Source organism: Metabacillus sp. cB07, from assembly GCF_016839225.1.
Taxonomy (GTDB): domain Bacteria; phylum Bacillota; class Bacilli; order Bacillales; family Bacillaceae; genus Bacillus_P; species Bacillus_P indicus.
Genome location: NZ_CP069296.1, coordinates 2,759,369 through 2,778,199 on the forward strand (window position 1 = coordinate 2,759,369; position 18,831 = coordinate 2,778,199).

Sequence of the window (18,831 nt, forward strand, 5' to 3'; positions counted from 1 at the left end):
ACCTCATTTATAAACCCCAATTAAGATAAAGGCTACGCCGATTGAGATGAAAATCAGTTTTGCATAAGACAGCTGTTCAGCAATTTGGAAAATGCCGATCGTCATTGTCAAAATAAAAATGACCGGCCCGACAATGGCTAACATTGAGTTGATCAGTACTGCCTTCCGCACATCATTAAAGACAAGCATCAAAACAGCAGCTGTCATTTCAATGCTTGCAGACAGCAGCCTCAAAAGGGCCATGGATCTGACAGCAGGATCCAGACCGGCTAGAAAATGCTTCATCTTCTTCCTCCCCTACTCTTCTAATCACAAAGCTGCGGAGTTTCGCTTGTCCATTCCCTAAAGAACGAAAACGGAGCCCGCAACCGGAGTGATAGTCCAGTCTATGAGAGAAAAAGGCCGTTTAGACAAAAAGAATTCTTGACAGAATTTTCAGATTTTATAATAATAGGTACAAAGGGGGATGTGTCATGGGATTTGGAATAGAAGCTTATGAGGTCTATCACTATTTGCAGTGGGCCATTGGGATTGCCGTATACATAGTATTGCCGGCCGCACTTCTTTTCAAAGCGGGGAAAAAGAGAGAGCAGGAGCCGCGTACTTTCCGGGCGCAGACAATTATTGAAGAAACAAAAAACTCCATCTGATCAGATGGAGTTTTTTTATGCGGTTTTACGCGCGTGACACGTATGAGCTGTCTGTTGTGTTGATGATCAGCACGTCTCCTTCGTTCACGAAGAACGGGACGTTGACGATCAGCCCAGTCTGCACTTTAGCAGGCTTTGTTCCACCGGAAGCTGTATCACCTTTAATGCCTGGCTCTGTTTCAATAACTTCAAGTTCTACTGTGTTTGGAAGCTCAACACCAAGTGTTTCGCTGCCGAACATCATGATCGATACTTCCATGTTTTCCTTAAGGAATTTAAGTTCATACTCGATTGAAGCTTCAGGCAGTTCCACTTGATCATAAGACTCATTGTCCATGAACACATGCTGGTCGCCATTTGCATACAGATACTGCATTTTGCGGTTTTCAATTTGAGCTTTCGCTACTTTTTCTCCAGCACGGAACGTTTTTTCCTGGACAGCTCCAGTACGAAGGTTACGCAGTTTTGAGCGTACGAATGCAGCGCCCTTTCCCGGTTTTACATGCTGGAAATCCATAACGCGCCAAATGCCGTTATCTACCTCGATTGTTAAGCCCGTACGAAAATCATTAACTGAAATCATATTTGTTCCTCCTATGTAAATAACACTTTTTAACCTTCCGGAAGCTTTTTATAAGATAATAAGCTCTTTAGGGGATTGTGTCAGAGATTCATTGCCGTCTTCCCTAACCACTGTATCGTCCTCGATCCGGACTCCTCCAAGCTTAGGAACATAAATTCCCGGCTCTACTGTAACAATCATGCCCGGCTCAAGAACCGTTTCTGATTTTGCGGATAATGACGGACTTTCGTGAACTTCCATTCCAAGGCCGTGTCCGGTTGAATGGCCAAAATACTCGCCATAGCCGTTCTCTGAAATATAGTCCCTTGTCAAAGCATCAGCTTCTTTTCCGGTCATGCCTGCTTTAATTCCACTCATGCCGCGAAGCTGGGCTTCAAGAACAATGGAATAAATCTTCTTCAGCTCATCACTTGGATTGCCGACTGCAATCGTGCGTGTAATATCTGAACAATATCCCTTGTAGTATGCTCCAAAATCAAAGGTTACAAAATCGCCCTTTTCAATTTCTTTTTCACTTGCCACGCCGTGCGGAAGAGCTGACCTGTGGCCGGATGCGACAATGATATCGAATGATGAAGAAACAGCTCCCTGCTTTCGCATAAAAAATTCAAGTTCGTTTGAAACTTCAATTTCCTTCATGCCGGGCTGTACGACTGTAAGAATGTGCTTAAATGCAGCATCGGCGATCTCCGCAGCTTCCTTTAATATCTTAATCTCTGCTGCAGACTTAATCAAGCGTAACTTTTCCACCGCCTCAGACACCGGAACAAACTCAATTCCCTTCAGTTTGGAAGCATATGAGGAATAAGCTGCAAAGGATAAATGATCCTGTTCAAAGCCAAGACGCTTGATTGAAAGCTTTTCTGCCTGTGCAGCGACTTCGTCAAGAATCGGCCCCTTGTGCTGAACAATTTCATAGCCTTCAACTTGCTTTGCTGCCTGCTCTGTATATCTGAAGTCTGTAATAAAAACGGCTCCTGACAGAGAAACGAGCGCGACGCCCGATGAGCCTGTAAAACCGGTCATGTACCGTCTGTTATAATCGCTTGCAATAAGAAGTCCGTCAACATCAAGCTCCTTGAGCCTGTTTCTTAATTTCTCAATCTTCAGCATGCTGTTTCTCCCCTATCTTTGTATGTATTGCCTGCAGGGCAAACTGGTATCCCTGAAATCCGAGTCCGACTATCTGTCCGGCAGTGACCGGCGCAGTGACAGACTGGTGCCTGAACGGCTCGCGGCTGTGAACATTGGAGATATGCACCTCGATCACAGGTAGAGGCACACTTGCGATTGCATCTCTTAACGCATAGCTGTAGTGGGTAAACGCACCCGGATTCAGCACAATGCCGTCGTAGTGGCCATCTGATCCATGAATGGCATCTATCAGGTCTCCTTCATGATTGGACTGAAAGCACGTGACCTGAAACCCCTGCTTTTCAGCAAAAACCATCAGCTCCCGCTCAAGATCTGTCAGCGTTTTGCTTCCATAAATATCAGGTTCACGCAATCCAAGGCGATTCAGGTTTGGGCCGTTAATTACTATGTAGTGTCTCATCTTTCGACCTCCAAGCACTATGAGGACTCTCCTTCATGTGACAGATGTTTTCGTCAAAACGCTGCCTTAAACAATAGCCGCATGAATAAAAAGCCGACAAAAAATAGAATGTTCATTTTAGAACATTCTACCATACTTCATTGTGCGTTACCTCTATTGTTACGTGGAAGCGCTGCCCTTTTTTTTCGACTCCAGCTCATTTTGTTCAAAGGAAATGGAATACCCGATAAAGACCCCATATAAAATGTATAAACATATCATCGTAACCGTTGTCAGGCGCTCGAGTTCAAAGACTGTCTTAACGTTTGGAAAGATCGGATTCAAGAGGAAAAAGACAAGCGCCCATAAAGCGGCTCCATAGATCATGCCGACGAAAATAGACGAAAACCTTTTTAAAACTAAATAATAGACGAGTGCCGTTCCTATAGAAAGGAATCCGATAACCAGTACTCCCGCAAAATTTCCGATCGTGCCGTTTTTCCAGTCACTAAGAAGAAACGGCTGCAGCAGCATGTTCGGACTGATCTCTGTCATGTTCAGCACATAAGCCAAATAGCCGATTAAACTCCAGAAAATACCTCCTGCAAATCCGGTAATCATAGCTCTTGCGATAAACGGGAGACCCTCGCCCTGCTTATCATCCTGTCCATCTTCTATTCCTGCAGAATTAGACTGATAATCATCTGTCATATGTACACCTCCTACTTCTAGTATGTACATCCAATCCGAAAATCGATGCAGAAAATGTCTAACTGGCAAGTATTAGGATATACTACAGACGTACTTACCTGCAGAACCTTACCTGCGCCCATAAATTGAAGAATAAAATATAACTGCCTAGAGGTTTATGCTGTTTTTATGTAGAATATAAACATAACATTCTCTTCCGTTTTGTTTAAAATCCGCTCAAAAAGAGAATAGATAGGTAGGTTGGTGAAAAATGTCAAAGCAGAACAAGCCCGCATATGGAGGGCAAGCAGTAGTAGAGGGCGTCATGTTTGGCGGCAAGCATCATTATGTTACAGCCATCAGACGGAAGAACAAGGAAATTGATTACTTCCGGCTGCCCAGAAAATCAAGCAGCTCACTGACAGCCCTTAAAAAAATACCATTTATCCGCGGAATCGCAGCAATCATAGAAGCAAGCGCAAATGGTACGAAACATCTCAACTTTTCAACTGACAGGTACGACCTTGATCCTGAAGATGACGAGAAGCTGAACGAGCCGAAAAAAGAATCAAAGCTGACGATGATACTCGGCGTTGCAGCAATCGGGGTTTTGTCCTTTTTATTCGGAAAATTCATCTTTACGCTTGTCCCGCTTTTTCTTGCAGAGCTTACAAGACCTGTTTTTTCATCGGATTTGTCACAGATCCTGATTGAAGGTCTTTTCAAACTGATTCTCCTGCTTGCCTATATTTACGCGATTTCCTTTACACCGCTGATCAAGCGCGTATTCCAGTATCACGGTGCAGAGCATAAAGTCATTAACTGTTATGAAAACGGTATGCCGCTCACAGTTGAGAACGTTCAGAGCAACAGCCGCCTTCATTACAGATGCGGAAGCAGCTTCCTTCTTTTCACCGTGATTGTCGGAGTTTTCGTCTACATGCTCGTTCCGACTGAACCGCTTTATGTGCGCGTTTTGAACAGACTGGCGCTTATTCCCGTTGTGATCGGCATTTCTTTTGAGGTGCTGCAGTTTACAAATAAGCTCAGAGACGTGCCTGTCCTGAAATGGCTTGGATACCCTGGCTTATGCCTTCAGCTTCTGACCACAAAAGAGCCAGACAACGAACAGACAGAAGTCGCAATTGCAAGCTTCAATGAAATGCTCCGCCTGGAAAAAGAAACAGAAGAAGGTATAAAAACAGAACAAATTGTATAAGCTAAAACTTCATTAACTCATTTTCATCTTGGGAGGTGGACTCATGAAAAATAGAATGAATCCATTTGTGATGATTGTGTTAGCTCTGGGAGGAATCGGGTTTTTAGTGACTCTCATCAGCAGGCCCGGCTTCCTCTTCAGAGAAATGCTCGTGTTTGCTGCTGTTCTAGCCATCATCTATTTTGTTGTCCGTTACTTTACAAAACAAAGAATGGGAAAAGACTCTTCCTCTTATTCCAAAGCTGCTAAACAGTCCAAAAGGCGTTTCAGCGACCGCAATCAGAGCAGCTCCCATTTGAAAAGTGTGTCAGCCCCTAAAAAGAGCAGCAAAACAAGCGCTCTTAAAAAGAAGCAGGCTTCACACCTGACCGTGATTGAAGGCAGAAAAGGCAAAAAGAAAAGCAGGGCTTTTTTCTGACCTGCTTTTCTTTTTGAATTAATATGTCCAGCGTTTAAGAAATTGTTCCGTCCGACTTCTTCCTAGCTCAATCAGAGCTAGTTTTTTTTGTTCTGAGAGATCAAATTCTGTCGTGAGAATGCTTTCTACCGGCAAAAAAATGATATTTCTCTCATGTCTGCTTGATACATGCCTGGCATCATGCGCATCTTTCATCGTTTCAAACAGCGCACCGTACATTTCAATCGCATTTTTAATCTGATTCCTCGGCCTTTCTTCATCTCTCGGGCTTAGCTTGATTCCAATAACAGGTCTCGCCTTTTCCTTAAAGAGCCAGATCGGAAAGTTGCTTAAAACTCCCCCGTCTACCACTATATTCGTCCCTTCAGCACTCGTCAGCTTAACAGGTTCAAAGAAATACGGAAGACTGCAGCTCATCAGAACAGCTCGTGCAACTGAAAACCTCTCGGGAACAAGTCCGTAACTGGGGAGATCATCGGGCAGCACAATGATCCTGCCGTTAGTAAGATCTGATGCGACAATCTTTAATGAACCTGGCCTCAAATCACCAAAGGTGGAAACTCCCCTTTCCTTCAGCCTGGCTGCGATCCATTCCTCAAGCTTCCCGCCTTTGTACAGACCGAGGCGCCAATAGAGGTTAAGCCATTTCATCAATTTAAATGGAAGAATGGAAGGGTTTTTCTCAAGAAACTTTCCAAGCTCCATATCGTCCATCATTCGGATAATTTCATCACTTCTGTATCCTGCTGCGATAAAGGATGCCACAATTGAACCCGCGCTTGTGCCTGCCACTCTTACAAACTGCAGCCCTCGCTGTTCAATTGCCTGATAGGCTCCAATCAGCGCAAACCCTTTTATGCCGCCGCCAGAGAAGACACCATCAATGTACACAGAAGTTCCTCCCCTCTTCTCCTATCCTTATAGTGTAAGATGAAGGCCGGAGAAATAGACCTTTTCCAGTTTTGGCGCAAGAAAAAAGACGAAAGCAGCTGCTTTTGTCTTTTTCAGGACTCGTTATCCTGTTCATTTTGTTTTTGTATCGCACGCAGGGTATCTACACGCGCTTCATCGCTTTCGAAAAACTGCACGAGATCTCCGATGCGGTCTATGGCGTTCCAGCTGAGGTGATGCTCAATGCCCTCAACATCGTTGTAAATCTTTTCTTCATCCACGCCGATCAAACGCATAAACTGCTCGAGCAGCTCATGACGGTAGACAAGGCGCTTTCCGATCTTCTTGCCCTTAGGCGTCAAAATAAGTCCACGGTATTTTTCGTATATGAGATATTCATCTTTGTCTAGTTTTTGGACCATCTTTGTCACTGAGGAGGGATGAACGGATAATGCTTCCGCGATGTCTGAGACACGGGCATATCCTTTTTCTTCTATTAAAATGTAGATTTGTTCAATATAATCTTCCATACTTGGTGTTGGCATGAGGTCCCCTCCAAAAAAACGTTCAAAACATAGGAAATCATTACAAGTGTACACTAGTTTGCAGGTCATGACAAGAAAGCTTGCAGGAGAAGCACAAGAAAAGAGCCGGATGTCCCGGCTCTTCCATTTCTTATAATCCGCACTTCAGCTGTGCACCGCAGCTTGTGCAAGTGTTGCATCCGCCAATGTCCTCAACTGTTCCTTCACGGCATACAGGGCAAGTATTGCCCACTTCGTTTCCGATTGTTACATTTGTGGAGCGCAAAGCCTGGATTGTATCCACAAGAACAACTTTGCCTTTTTCTTTCGGTGCTTCTTCTGTTTCAGAGAAGGTATTCTCCTCCGCTTTTAATGTAAGGACCTGAGTGTCCCGGCTTCCGTCAACATAGACTGTTCCGCCTTTTGCTCCGCCTTTATACAGACGCTCATATACTTTTTGGACCTGGTCCACCGTATATCCTCTAGGAGCGTTGACCGTTTTGCTGATTGAACTGTCGATCCAGCGCTGGATGACGCATTGTGCATCTGCATGCGCTTCTGCACTCAGTTCCATAGCTGAGATAAACCATTCAGGAAGATTCTCCGGATCTGCATCAGGATTTTTATCCAGATACTCCTGTACGATATCTGCTTTTACTTCAATGAACTTGCCAAGTCTTCCGCTTCTGTAGTAAGAGAAGGAGAAGTATGGTTCTAGTCCAGTGGAAACCCCGACCATCGTCCCAGTGGATCCCGTGGGAGCAACAGTCAGCAAGTGTGAATTGCGGATACCGTATTCTTTAATATCTTCCAGGATATCAGACGGCATTTTGCTCATAAAACCGGTCTCAGTAAAGGCCTGGCGCAGTCTGTTCGTTTCTTCAGCCGTTTCGCCGGTCAAGAATGGGAAGCTGCCTTTTTCTTTTGCAAGCTCTACAGATGCTTTATACGCAGTGACAGCGATCGTTTCAAAGACCTTGTCAATGAGCTCGTTGCCTTCTTCAGAACCGTACTGGGTTTCACAGTAGATCAGAAGATCGTGAAGTCCCATAACACCAAGACCTACACGGCGTTCGCCTAGTGCCTGTTTTTTATTTTCATCAAGGAAGTACGGTGTTGCATCGATTACGTTATCCTGCATGCGGACACCGACTTCAACCGTTCTTTTCAGTTTTTCGAAATTGACGGTTTTTGTTTCTTTGTCTGCCATTTCAGCAAGGTTCACTGCAGCAAGGTTGCAGACAGAATATGGTGCGAGAGGCTGTTCCAATATTGTTATCGCACGGCTTTTTATCCGTACTTCTTACACTTCTCCTTCGTGTAAGTTCAGCATATCTTTTCATTACAAAAATACTGATTGATGTAATGTTGCGGCCTCGTGGGAGAATTATATTCTGATCTCTCAGGTTCATCTCCTATGCGTTGCCCCTGACTAAACGTTTAGGCTTAGCCTTCGGTTCGGATTCCCATCTCAGGGTTCCCGCTTCATTCCGCAATTTTTAACGTGAGGCAAATCAAGCTGCTCTACCACACGGATTCGTTGCAACTACCTTCTGTCCATACGCTTTAGCGTTTGTCATGTCATTGGCGTTATCAATGAAGAAAATGCCCGGCTCTGCAGAGTATGTTGCGCAGATGTTGATGAGGTTCCAAAGTTCTTTCGCCTTGATCGTACGGTACGTGCGCACTTTGTAGCCGAGTTTTTCCCACTCGCGAACGTCACCATGGTTATGCCAGTCTTCATTGTAAGCTTTCATTTCCTCTGCATTGTAGCTTTCAACATCAGGGAAGCGCAGCTCGTAATCGGCATCCTTTTCAACGGCATCCATGAAATCCTTTGTCAGCGTGACTGAGATGTTTGCTCCTGTAAGGAATTCTGAATTATGAACGGTATAGGTTCCGCCGACTGCAAGCTTCACTTCTGCGTCTTTAATGATTTTCTCGTTAAATCCGCCGTAGCCCGGAATCTGCTTGTAATTGACGATGCTTTGATACATAGCTTCCTCGTCCTGTGTAAGCGGCTTGAACTTCAGCTTTTCCTGGGCGTATTTCTTTATGGTTTCATCGTTTGTATTTTCAATCAGATAACGCAGGATACGGGGATTCTGCATTTTGGAAATAATGAATTCAATAATGTCAGGATGCCAGTCGGCAAGCATGATCATTTGCGCGCCCCTGCGCGACCCGCCCTGCTCAACCAGATGAGTCAGTTTCGCAATGTCATCAAGCCAGGATACCGACCCGGATGATTTGCCGTTGACTCCTCTTGCAAGGGTGTTTCTCGGACGCAGCGTTGAACCGTTTGTTCCAACGCCTCCGCCGCGGCTCATGATCTCCATGACCTGCTTGCGGTGTTCGGAAATGCCTTCGCGTGAATCCTGCACAAACGGCATCACGTAGCAGTTGAAATACGTCACATCTGTTCCTGCTCCCGCTCCGTATAACACGCGTCCGGCTGGAACAAAGTTCAGGCCGACGAGTTCCTGATAGAACTTCTCAAACCATTCCTTGCGTTTTTCTTCTGTTTTCTCAACAGATGCAAGACCTGTCGCATTCCGCTTGGCTATTTGCTCGTAATATACTTCAAGCGGTTTTTCTATAACGTCAAGAGAGCGGTGAATGACTCCTGATTCTACTTCTTCAGGCTTTTCAAGTGAAAGGCGGTACTCTTCTTCCACCTGAACGTGCGCCATTTTTGCCTGCCAGTCTATATCTAAGATGTACCCGAGGCCTCTTGCCGGGAATTTCGGATCTTCCTTAATTGTCAGAACGACAAAATCGCCTTTGGACAGCGTCAGCTTTTCAGTGTCTTTAAATGTGTACCTGTCAAGCATGACTAAACGCGATACACCTTTGTGTGTAAGCTTCATATCTTCTGTAATCGGATGAACTTGGGGAAAAAGTGAAATATCGTGGTTAAGCTTGTCCACATCAAGTTTCAGATTTTCATTCAGTGCAACGGTCATTCAAACAACTCCCCTATTATCTTTGTACTTGATTTAATTTATCACACAGCCATCCGTTTATCAATATATAGTGTTTCTTTTTCGTTCGACAATACTATATATGGATAAAAAGTCAGTCTGCTGCTATTTTGTCAAATTACAAACTTCGTAATTGAGTGTGAAAAAAAGAGAATAAAGAAGATAGGAGATTGAAAATCACTTTTTTTGAAGTAATTTGTCGCTTGCAAATTTCGAATCGAACAGAAAGCTAGAAAAATAAGGAACACATAGAAATAACTAGAAAATAAAAATAAACGAAAGCGACTTATTTCAGCCGCTTATCGTTTATAATTCCACTCATCCGATTCATATTTTTCAGCTGCCAGTTTCATAACTGCAGCGTGTTCTTCGTCAGTCAGTTTATACGATTCGAGCTTAATATTCAGCCCTTTTTCAAACCCTCTTCTAAACGCCTCTTTCGCCTCTTCAATCGTTACTTTCGTCTCTCTGAGAGCATTCACTGCTACTGCCTTATTTTTAAAGTTCTTCTGCATTCGTTCTTTTACCCTGTCACTCGGGTACTTAAACAGGCTGAACAAAAGATCTTCATCAAGATCAAGCAGAATCGATCCGTGCTGGAGAATCACGCCTTTTTGACGTGTCTGTGCACTGCCTGCAACTTTCCTGCCTTCAACGACAAGCTCATACCAGGAGGGTGCATCAAAGCAAACCGCTGAACGCGGATTTTTAAGCCCCTGCTTCTCTTCCTCCGTTCTCGGCACCGCGAAATAAGCATCAAGGCCAAGCTCTCTGAATCCCTGAAGAATTCCTTCTGAGATCACCCGGTATGCTTCTGTAACGGTCTTCGGCATCTCCGGATGGTCTTCTGAAACAATGACACTGTATGTAAGTTCTTTATCATGCAGAACTCCTCTGCCCCCAGTTGGCCTGCGCACAAAGCCTAGCCCATTTCGTTTAACAGCTTCAAGGTCAATTTCTTTTTCCGCTTTCTGAAAATAACCGACAGAAAGTGTCGCAGGGTTCCATCCGTAAAAACGGATAACAGGCGGAAAGTTCCCTTCGCTGTTCCACTCAAGCAGCACCTCATCAAGCGCCATATTGTAAGCAGGAGAGCAGTTGCCCGAATCAATAAATCTCCAAATTTCTTTCTCCATGTTCATACCCCATTTTTCATGCTTAGGCTGTTTGTTAAATACATTCCGCTATCATAGTCTATCAAAAAGAATTCCAGGATGAAAATAAATAACTCTGATTCATGGATGACAATTTGACCCTGCTCTTATATAATTATACTTGTCCAATAAACAGAAGTTTACATGAACCAGCCCGCATAAAGGGTATAAAAAAGGAGTCGGGTCAGCTTGACAACATGGATTTTCTTATTAATTTTAGTCGGCGCAATTGCAGCCTACACAATCTTCTCTTATTTTTACCAGCGTAAAATTATGAAAACATTAACGGAAGAGGAATTCCGTGCAGGATACAGAAAGGCTCAGCTCATTGATGTCCGCGAGCCGAACGAATTTGAAGGCGGCCATATTCTTGGCGCAAGAAACATCCCAATGTCACAAATGAGACAGCGCCATAAAGAAATCCGCAAAGACCAGCCTGTTTATCTTTATTGCCAAAACACAGTAAGAAGCGGACGCACAGCGCAGATGCTTAAGAAAAAGGGCTATTCAGATCTTTACACATTAAAAGGCGGCTTTAAGGGCTGGAGCGGAAGAATTAAGACGAAGAAGTAAATAACAAAAAAGGATTCGCCAGCGGCGAATCCTTTTTCTTATTGCTTCTGATAGCGGAGAATCGGCTTGCGTGCTGCCGTTGTCTCATCAAGACGTCCAACAACGGTTGTATGAGGAGCTTCCTGAACCATTTCAGGGTTTTCCTCTGCTTCTTTCGCAATTTGAAGCATAGCATCAATGAATGAATCAAGTGTTTCTTTTGACTCTGTTTCCGTCGGCTCAATCATGATGCACTCCTCGACATTAAGCGGGAAGTAGATCGTCGGCGGATGGTAGCCGAAGTCAAGAAGGCGCTTTGCGATATCAAGTGTGCGCACTCCGAGTTTTTTCTGGCGTTTGCCTGATAAAACAAACTCATGCTTACAGTGTCTGTCAAACGGCAGATCATAGGCTTCTGAAAGTCTTCTCATCATGTAGTTTGCATTCAGAACCGCATACTCTGTCACTGCTTTTAAGCCGTCTGGCCCCATTGTGCGGATATACGTATATGCACGCACATTGATTCCGAAGTTGCCGTAAAACGGCTTGACTCTTCCGATGGACTGAGGTCTGTCATAGTCAAATGCATATTTGTCATCACGTTTCACAAGAACAGGCTTAGGAAGATACGGAATCAGATCTGCTTTTACACCGACAGGACCTGAACCCGGTCCTCCGCCGCCATGCGGCCCGGTAAACGTTTTGTGGAGATTTAAGTGAACCACGTCAAATCCCATATCTCCGGGACGAGCCTTGCTTAGTACGGCGTTGAGGTTGGCTCCGTCATAGTACAGCTTGCCGCCTGCATCATGCACGATCTTTGCCATGTCCAGAATATTTTCCTCAAACAGACCCAGCGTATTCGGATTTGTGAGCATCATCGCAGCGGTATCATCTCCTACTACACGCTTCAGATCTTCAAGATCGACGAGTCCATGTTCATTTGATTTAACAGTGACCGTTTCAAAACCTGCCACTGTAGCAGATGCAGGATTGGTTCCGTGTGCAGAATCAGGTACGATGACCTTTGTGCGTCCAGTGTCGCCGTTTGCTTCGTGATACGCACGGATCATCATAAGTCCGGTCCACTCTCCGTGGGCACCCGCTGCCGGCTGAAGCGTGACTTCATCCATTCCTGTAATTTCTACAAGGTGCTCCTGAAGGTCATACATCAGCTCAAGAGCTCCCTGTACGGTACTTTCATCCTGAAGCGGATGGATATGGGCAAGCCCTGCCATGCGGGCAACATTTTCGTTTATTTTCGGGTTGTACTTCATCGTGCATGAGCCAAGCGGATAAAAGCCTGAGTCCACTCCATGATTGCGCTTTGAAAGAGCTGTATAGTGCCTCATAATATCAAGCTCTGATACCTCCGGCAGTTCAGCTTCCTCTGTGCGGAGATAGTCAGCGGGAATGAGTTCATCTGCTGATTGTTCGGGAATATCCATATCAGGCAGGCTGTAGCCTGTTCTTCCAGGCTTTGTCAGTTCAAAAATCAATGGCTGATTCTCGTTATTCATGTCCATCCCCCAATTCCAAAACAAGTTGATCGATTTCTTCTTTCGTGCGAAGTTCTGTCACAGCTACGAGCATGTGATTTTCAAGCTCAGGATATACGCTGCCAAGATCGAAGCCTCCGATGATGCCCTTTTCAATCAGGCGGGCATTCACTTCTTTCACCGGTTTATTTAATTTAACGGCAAACTCATTGAAGATCGGTCCGTCAAATGGCACGTCAAAGCCTTTTTCTTTAAATGCCTTTTTAGCGTAGTTTGCTTTCTGGATATTCTGCAGAGCCATTTCTTTGACTCCTTTTCTTCCGAGCGCTGTCATGGCAACAGACGCTGCAAGTGCATTCAAAGCCTGATTTGAACAGATGTTTGATGTCGCTTTATCACGTCTGATATGCTGTTCGCGTGCCTGAAGCGTGAGAACAAATCCTCTGCGTCCCTGGTCATCCTTTGTCTGTCCGACAAGACGGCCGGGCACTTTGCGGATCAGTTTCTGAGTGACAGCAAAATAGCCGCAGTGCGGGCCGCCGAATGCTGTTGGGATACCAAACGGCTGAGCGTCTCCGGCAACAATGTCCGCGCCAAATGCTCCAGGAGGCGTTAAAGCTCCAAGGGCGAGCGGGTTGGAAGAGACGATAAACATGCTTTTGCCTGTATGGGCAATCGGCTCAATGTCCTTAAGAGGTTCAATCTGGCCGAAGAAGTTAGGATATTGAACGACAACCGCTGCTACATCATCAGACATTTCCTGCTTTAATGCCTCGAGATCTGTGACGCCGTTTTTGACAGGCACTTCCACCACTTCAATGTACTGTCCTTTTGCATACGTTTTCAGCACATCTCTGCTTTCAGGATGAACTGCTCCTGACACAATGACCTTTTTCTTTTTCGTCTGTCCGCAGGCAAGCATAGCCGCTTCAGCAAGTGACGTTCCGCCGTCATACATAGAAGAGTTGGCTGCATCCATGCCGGTAAGCTCTGCGATCATCGTCTGAAATTCGAAGATAGCCTGCAGTTCGCCCTGTGAAATCTCAGGCTGATACGGCGTGTAGGCCGTATAGAATTCCGATCTTGAAATCACATGATCCACAATGATCGGCATGTAGTGGTCATAGACTCCCGCTCCAAGGAAAGAGGCATTGCTTCTTAGGTCTTTATTTTTAGCAGCAAGCGCGCTCATCTCTTTCATTAGCTCTGTTTCCGATTTAGCCTTCTTGATGCTGTATTCGCCCTTAAATCGAACACTTTCAGGAATGTCTTGAAAAAGCTCATCAATTGATGCTACTCCGACAGCTTGAAGCATCTCCTGCTGATCTTGCTCTGTCATCGGCAAGTAACGATGTTTCATGGATGTATTCCCCTTTCAACCCGGTTTATTTTTTTGGTCGCTTATAAAAAGGCGTCTGCACGACAACTGCTTTCAAGCGTTTTTTACGTACTTGAACAACCACTTCAGTGCCGGGCTCGGCAAATTCTTTCTTAAGCAGTGCCCAACCGATATTCTTTTTAAGTGTAGGAGATTGTGTGCCGGTTGTAATTTCCCCGATCTGCTCTTCTCCTGCAAACACCTCATAGCCGTATCGCGGTATGCCTTTATCGATCATTTCAATTCCGGCAAGCTTTCGGTCCGGTCCGTTTTCTTTTTGATCCTTTAACACAGCTTTGCCGTTGAAATCACTTTCCTTGTTCGGTTTCACGGCAAATCCGATGCCTGCTTCTATCGGGGTAATAACTTTGGAAAGTTCCTGTCCGTAGAGCGGCAGGTTCGCTTCAAAGCGAAGCGTATCACGGGCGCCAAGTCCGCATGGCAGCAGACCATCTTCTTTTCCGGCTTCCAAAATCGCTTTCCAAAGCTCAGGAGCTTTTGACGCGGCGCAGTAAATCTCAAAACCATCTTCACCTGTATAGCCTGTTCTTGATACAAGAGCAGAGGCTCCTGCAATGTTTACGTCATCTTTGAATTTAAAAAACTTGATTTCACTTAAATTTGTATCCGTGAGTTTTTGAAGGATTGACTCAGCAAGCGGTCCCTGGATAGCGAGCTGGGCGACATCTGAAGATACATTGTGCAGCTCTGTGTCCCCGAACAGCTGGGAGTTCAGCCAATCAAAATCCTTTTCAATGTTGGATGCATTCACTACAAGGAGATAATGCGCATCTGATTTTTTATAGATTAATAAGTCATCCACCGTTCCGCCGTCTTCATAGCACATAGCGGTATACTGCGCTCCTCCGTCTTTTAAAAGAGCAACATCGTTTGTCATTGTTTTTTGAAGAAATGCAAGGCTGCCAGTGCCCCTCACTTCAATTTCCCCCATGTGGGATACATCGAACAAGCCTGCTCTTTCGCGAACAGCTTCATGTTCTTCTTTAATAGAAGAAAACTGCACCGGCAAGTCCCAGCCGCCGAAATCAATCGTTTTTGCACCCTGCTCTTTGTATAAGTCAAAAAGCGGTGTCCGCTTTAAATCCGCCATTTCATCGCCTCCCGGTATGATCCTCTTTTTTTCATCAAAAAAAGGACAGAGAACTCCCTTTAATGGAAGTCTCTGTCCCTGCACCTGAAAGTTTACCCGGCCTGAAAAAATGGCCGAGCTTTCCCCTTTGGTGGTTTGCCGCTTTCACAAACTCTCTCCAGAGTTGCGTCAAGCAAGAGTTCTTTTGCCTGAGAGATTCACATCAGTTTGCTCCTTCGGCGCTGCATGCGTATGCTGCAGTCTCTCCCCTTGCTCTCATCCGCTCATATTTTTTCATTAATTGGTGATACTGATAAGTAGACATTTTAGACATTATGACATTTTTGACATAAGAAGCCTGCTGACTGAAAACTGAGTAAGTTAGCAACTTTCTTACTTATTAACATCCTACCATTAAGGTCTTTATTCATCAATCACTTTTTTCACAAATGTTTTGTTTAAAACACATTGGAATGTTCGTGTTTTACTGTCTTTTCATCTAATCCATTGTGATAACCTGCTATTTTACCACTTAACGTGAACAATAGAGAAAGATCTACTCTTTTTTTGAAAGGGCTGTCAATCATGAACGTTAAACTGAAATTTGACTCCGCGTGGCAAGATATATTTCTTAAAAAGCTTGATGACGACGGTCCGTGGGCCAGCTGGGAGAATTACAAACTGGCATGCGCCGTGCAAAAGCACCTGATTGTTCCTTCCTTTGAAGGGCTTCAAGCTCCAAATCACCTGACAGACTTCACTCCTCTTCCCCATCAGTTGGAGGTTGCAAGGCAGGTGGTGGAAAACATGAACGGAAAGGCCATCCTTGCAGATGAGGTGGGACTTGGAAAAACAATTGAAGCAGGCCTCATCGTCAAGGAATATATGATTCGGGGACTCGCCAAGAAAATCCTGATCCTCGTTCCGGCCTCTCTTGTTTCCCAGTGGGCAAGAGAGCTTCATGAAAAATTCTATATTCCAGCCGTTGAGCAAAAGAAAAGCTACGTATGGGAAGCCTGCGATGTAGTGGTCTCTTCCATTGATACGGCAAAAAGAAGCCCCCACCGGGAAATTGTTCTTAACCAGCAGTACGACCTGGTGATCATCGATGAAGCTCATAAACTGAAAAACAGCAAAACGAAAAACTATGAATTTGTTCAGAGCCTGAAAAAGAAATACTGCCTGCTTCTTACTGCAACGCCCATTCAAAACCGCGTAGAAGAGATTTTTAATCTTGTATCTCTGCTGAAGCCCGGTCATTTAGGCAACGAGGCTTACTTTTCAGAAGTATTTTCTGCCAAAAACCGCTCTTTGGAACACCATGAGCACCTTCAGGAACTCGTGAACAAAGTCATGATCCGAAACCGCAGAGGAGATACGGGCATTGAATGGCCTAAACGGCATGTTGAGACCGTTCCGATCGAGCTGAGTGAGAGTGAGCGCCAGTTGTATACGGCTATATCACGTCTCAAAACATTCGGCGCCTCTTCCGCCAGCACGTTTTCAATCATGACGCTGCAAAGAGAGGCATGCTCAAGCAGGGAAGCTGTCTACATGACGCTGAAAAAAATGGCCGAGCGTCCCGAAGGCGAAGCATCTCCCCTTCCAGACTCAGTCATTGAAGAGCTGATGAACTGCATTAATGACGTTGACGGAAATTCCAAAGCACAGCGGACCGTTGAACTGATTCAGCAAATCAATGACAAAGTCATCATTTTTACAGAATACAGGGCCACCCAGTTTTATCTTCAGTGGTTTCTTCAGCAGCACGGCATTTCATCTGTTCCTTTCAGGGGAGGATTCAAGAGGGGCAAAAAAGACTGGATGAAAGACCTTTTCAAAAACCGCGTTCAAGTACTGATTGCTACAGAAGCTGGCGGGGAAGGAATCAACCTGCAGTTCTGCAATCACATTATCAACTATGATCTTCCCTGGAATCCGATGCGGCTTGAACAGCGGATTGGACGGATTCACCGTCTCGGGCAGGAAAAAGATGTCCACATTTATAATATGGCAACAAAAAACACCGTTGAAGAGCACATTCTGAAACTTCTCTATGAAAAAATCAACCTGTTTGAAAAAGTCATCGGCGAGCTTGATGAAATACTGACAAAACTTGAGATATCCAATTTCGAAGATCACCTGCAGGACATCCTGTTTAAATCAAAAAGCGATGGAGAAATGAAAATTAAGATGGAAAACCTGACATCCATCCTGCATTCTGCAGAACAGGAACACACAAAACAGAGAATGGAGGGATAACCGATGCAGCAGCAGCAGATCAGCGAGTTCCTTGAAACCTTTTTCACGGCCAATTCATGTGACATTACAGAAAAACAGCCTGGCTATATGACGATCCAGCTGACAGTGGACATGGATAAAGAATTGATGAACAGGCCGTTTTACTGGACATATCTTGAGAAAACAGGCGGTGTGCCGAGTCCGATGCAGCTGACTTTAATAACAGATGCCAAACGGGCACCAGCTGATTTGAAAGGGGAAATCATGCACTTCGGAGCACCAAGACTGCACCAGATTTTCCGGACTGCCAAAAAATTCGGAGGCCATATCCGCCTCTATGAAAACCCGCCGAACACGGGAAGCTCTCAGTCCCTGCATCCATGGCTGGGTGTAAATGTCATGGTATCCTATCAGAGCGACAAGAAAAAAGATCATCTCTATTCCATTGGACTTCACCTGATCAGCGGAGCCATCATAGAAGATTTTCAGGATCATTTGGAAAACATGGCCCTCACTCCCAGAATTCCTGATTTGTGTTTTACAACTTCGCCAATGATTAAAGTTCAAAGCGGCCTCTTGCGAATTCAAAATTATATACAAGCTAAATTTGAACAGGATGACCACACCTGGGCTGATGATGCAAGACAGCGCTGGAATTCAGATATGATGCTGCTAAGCCATTTTTATGAAGATCTTGAAGAAAAACCAGAATCGTACCATCTTGAAAAAGAAGCCTTGAAAGAGCTGTATGATCCTCACATTCATGTCTCGATTACAAACGGCGGGTTATTCTATTTATCGAGGACTGCCCTCGCTTAATGTCAAAATTTGCGCAAAAAATGATTTTGGTGTCATAAAATCATTTTTTGCCTTTTTATTTTTGCTGAAGAATGGCTGTCGAAGAAAACAGTAAAATCAAGCCAAAATGCCCATATAAAAGGAATATAATTCTAATTACTAGTAATTTTTTGAAAAAAATGAAAATATTTTTTTCTCTCGACATATTTCAGCACAATAAATGAAAATGAAATTTTATACTAGTAGTAAATTAGATAGACAACACGAAGTGACAAAAGAAATACTTTGTTTTTGATGCAGTGTCAGAGTTACACATAATCAGACAAAGGCAAACCTGCTGAAAAGCCGGGACGCAAAGTCACAGATCTAACGTTCTACGGAGCTATGATGGCTGGACTGCCTGAAATACTATTGCGTATTTTAGGAGGAGTTACAATGGAAGTGTTAATGGAGGAGTTTCAAAAGCTTGATCAGGAATGGAAAGAGTTGATTCTGTCGGCTTTGGAGATGGGTATCAGCAAAGAGGAAATCAGAGAGTTTTTGAAAACGCAAACAGTTTAAAGTTGACAAACAGCTGCAGTCTGTATTTTTTTTTCGTAAATTCGTTCTGTATATATAACAATCCC

General features: G+C 44.5%; 18 protein-coding genes, 2 pseudogenes and 2 riboswitches. Of the genes and pseudogenes, 7 read left to right on the forward strand and 13 right to left on the reverse strand.

Features of this window, described 5'->3' with window-relative positions; genetic code table 11:
- Window positions 1-3 precede the first annotated feature (3 nt).
- Complete coding sequence (locus JOJ89_RS14170; protein ID WP_035207096.1) at window positions 4-285, reverse strand: YqhV family protein; 282 nt, start codon at window positions 283-285, stop codon at window positions 4-6.
- Window positions 286-473: 188 nt separating this feature from the next.
- Here JOJ89_RS14170 and JOJ89_RS14175 point away from each other — a divergent pair, with 188 nt between their 5' ends.
- Window positions 474-650, forward strand: coding sequence for a hypothetical protein (locus JOJ89_RS14175; protein ID WP_161781207.1), 177 nt, complete (start codon window positions 474-476; stop codon window positions 648-650).
- A gap of 25 nt (window positions 651-675) precedes the next feature.
- Here JOJ89_RS14175 and efp read toward each other — a convergent pair whose 3' ends face one another.
- From efp to JOJ89_RS14195, 4 genes are all read right to left on the reverse strand, one after another.
- Window positions 676-1,233 (reverse strand): elongation factor P, encoded by a 558-nt coding sequence (gene efp / locus JOJ89_RS14180; protein ID WP_029279759.1) that lies wholly within the window; start codon window positions 1,231-1,233, stop codon window positions 676-678.
- Window positions 1,234-1,281: 48 nt separating this feature from the next.
- A complete protein-coding gene (locus tag JOJ89_RS14185) occupies window positions 1,282-2,346 on the reverse strand; it encodes a M24 family metallopeptidase (protein ID WP_203288039.1) in 1,065 nt (354 codons plus the stop codon).
- Window positions 2,333-2,788 carry a type II 3-dehydroquinate dehydratase gene (aroQ, locus tag JOJ89_RS14190; RefSeq protein WP_029279756.1) on the reverse strand — a complete coding sequence of 152 codons (456 nt, stop codon included), beginning with the start codon at window positions 2,786-2,788 and terminating at the stop codon, window positions 2,333-2,335. Before aroQ ends, JOJ89_RS14185 begins: the two co-directional genes overlap by 14 nt.
- A gap of 159 nt (window positions 2,789-2,947) precedes the next feature.
- On the reverse strand, window positions 2,948-3,478 hold the full coding sequence (locus tag JOJ89_RS14195) for a YqhR family membrane protein (protein WP_242524618.1): 531 nt from the start codon (window positions 3,476-3,478) through the stop codon (window positions 2,948-2,950).
- A gap of 250 nt (window positions 3,479-3,728) precedes the next feature.
- Here JOJ89_RS14195 and JOJ89_RS14200 point away from each other — a divergent pair, with 250 nt between their 5' ends.
- Together JOJ89_RS14200 and JOJ89_RS14205 are read left to right on the forward strand one after the other, a co-directional pair.
- Window positions 3,729-4,676 carry a DUF1385 domain-containing protein gene (locus JOJ89_RS14200; protein WP_029279753.1) on the forward strand — a complete coding sequence of 316 codons (948 nt, stop codon included), beginning with the start codon at window positions 3,729-3,731 and terminating at the stop codon, window positions 4,674-4,676.
- Window positions 4,677-4,719: 43 nt separating this feature from the next.
- Window positions 4,720-5,094: an SA1362 family protein gene (locus tag JOJ89_RS14205; RefSeq protein ID WP_203288043.1), complete on the forward strand. Its 375-nt coding sequence runs from the start codon at window positions 4,720-4,722 to the stop codon at window positions 5,092-5,094.
- An 18-nt stretch (window positions 5,095-5,112) separates the two neighbouring features.
- On the opposite strand, the gene JOJ89_RS14210 is transcribed toward JOJ89_RS14205, so the two are convergent.
- The 5 genes and pseudogenes from JOJ89_RS14210 to JOJ89_RS14230 form a co-directional block, all read right to left on the reverse strand.
- A complete protein-coding gene (locus tag JOJ89_RS14210; protein WP_203288045.1) occupies window positions 5,113-5,985 on the reverse strand; it encodes a patatin-like phospholipase family protein in 873 nt (290 codons plus the stop codon).
- A gap of 113 nt (window positions 5,986-6,098) precedes the next feature.
- Window positions 6,099-6,530: a transcriptional regulator MntR gene (gene mntR / locus JOJ89_RS14215; RefSeq protein ID WP_029279748.1), complete on the reverse strand. Its 432-nt coding sequence runs from the start codon at window positions 6,528-6,530 to the stop codon at window positions 6,099-6,101.
- Between the two features lie 130 nt (window positions 6,531-6,660).
- Window positions 6,661-7,776, reverse strand: a pseudogene (locus JOJ89_RS14220) (hypothetical protein); the annotation flags it as partial.
- A 259-nt stretch (window positions 7,777-8,035) separates the two neighbouring features.
- Window positions 8,036-9,475, reverse strand: a pseudogene (locus tag JOJ89_RS14225) (vitamin B12-dependent ribonucleotide reductase); the annotation flags it as partial.
- Window positions 9,476-9,792: 317 nt separating this feature from the next.
- Window positions 9,793-10,629: a lipoate--protein ligase family protein gene (locus JOJ89_RS14230; RefSeq protein ID WP_203288051.1), complete on the reverse strand. Its 837-nt coding sequence runs from the start codon at window positions 10,627-10,629 to the stop codon at window positions 9,793-9,795.
- A 219-nt stretch (window positions 10,630-10,848) separates the two neighbouring features.
- On the opposite strand from JOJ89_RS14230, the gene JOJ89_RS14235 reads away from it, so the two are divergent.
- A complete protein-coding gene (locus JOJ89_RS14235; RefSeq protein ID WP_035319304.1) occupies window positions 10,849-11,220 on the forward strand; it encodes a rhodanese-like domain-containing protein in 372 nt (123 codons plus the stop codon).
- Window positions 11,221-11,258: 38 nt separating this feature from the next.
- Here JOJ89_RS14235 and gcvPB read toward each other — a convergent pair whose 3' ends face one another.
- Genes gcvPB through gcvT form a run of 3 tightly spaced genes read right to left on the reverse strand, consistent with a single transcriptional unit; the run spans window position 11,259 to window position 15,187 of the window.
- Window positions 11,259-12,719: an aminomethyl-transferring glycine dehydrogenase subunit GcvPB gene (gene gcvPB, locus JOJ89_RS14240; protein ID WP_203288053.1), complete on the reverse strand. Its 1,461-nt coding sequence runs from the start codon at window positions 12,717-12,719 to the stop codon at window positions 11,259-11,261.
- Window positions 12,712-14,058 carry an aminomethyl-transferring glycine dehydrogenase subunit GcvPA gene (gene gcvPA / locus JOJ89_RS14245; protein WP_035207106.1) on the reverse strand — a complete coding sequence of 449 codons (1,347 nt, stop codon included), beginning with the start codon at window positions 14,056-14,058 and terminating at the stop codon, window positions 12,712-12,714. Before gcvPA ends, gcvPB begins: the two co-directional genes overlap by 8 nt.
- A gap of 25 nt (window positions 14,059-14,083) precedes the next feature.
- Window positions 14,084-15,187 (reverse strand): glycine cleavage system aminomethyltransferase GcvT, encoded by a 1,104-nt coding sequence (gene gcvT, locus JOJ89_RS14250; RefSeq protein ID WP_203288055.1) that lies wholly within the window; start codon window positions 15,185-15,187, stop codon window positions 14,084-14,086.
- 166 nt (window positions 15,188-15,353) lie between these two features.
- A riboswitch (glycine riboswitch) is annotated at window positions 15,354-15,446 on the reverse strand.
- A 305-nt stretch (window positions 15,447-15,751) separates the two neighbouring features.
- Here gcvT and JOJ89_RS14255 point away from each other — a divergent pair.
- The 3 genes from JOJ89_RS14255 (at window position 15,752) to JOJ89_RS14265 (ending at window position 18,766) form a co-directional block, all read left to right on the forward strand.
- Window positions 15,752-17,428 (forward strand): DEAD/DEAH box helicase, encoded by a 1,677-nt coding sequence (locus JOJ89_RS14255; RefSeq protein WP_035207109.1) that lies wholly within the window; start codon window positions 15,752-15,754, stop codon window positions 17,426-17,428.
- Window positions 17,429-17,431: 3 nt separating this feature from the next.
- The gene (locus JOJ89_RS14260; RefSeq protein WP_029279731.1) at window positions 17,432-18,226 is read left to right on the forward strand and encodes a YqhG family protein; all 795 of its coding nucleotides are present in this window, start codon (window positions 17,432-17,434) and stop codon (window positions 18,224-18,226) included.
- Window positions 18,227-18,522: 296 nt separating this feature from the next.
- Window positions 18,523-18,609, forward strand: a riboswitch (cyclic di-GMP riboswitch).
- Window positions 18,610-18,640: 31 nt separating this feature from the next.
- Window positions 18,641-18,766, forward strand: a complete 126-nt coding sequence (locus JOJ89_RS14265) for an anti-repressor SinI family protein (protein WP_081414163.1) — start codon at window positions 18,641-18,643, stop codon at window positions 18,764-18,766.
- Window positions 18,767-18,831 lie beyond the last annotated feature (65 nt).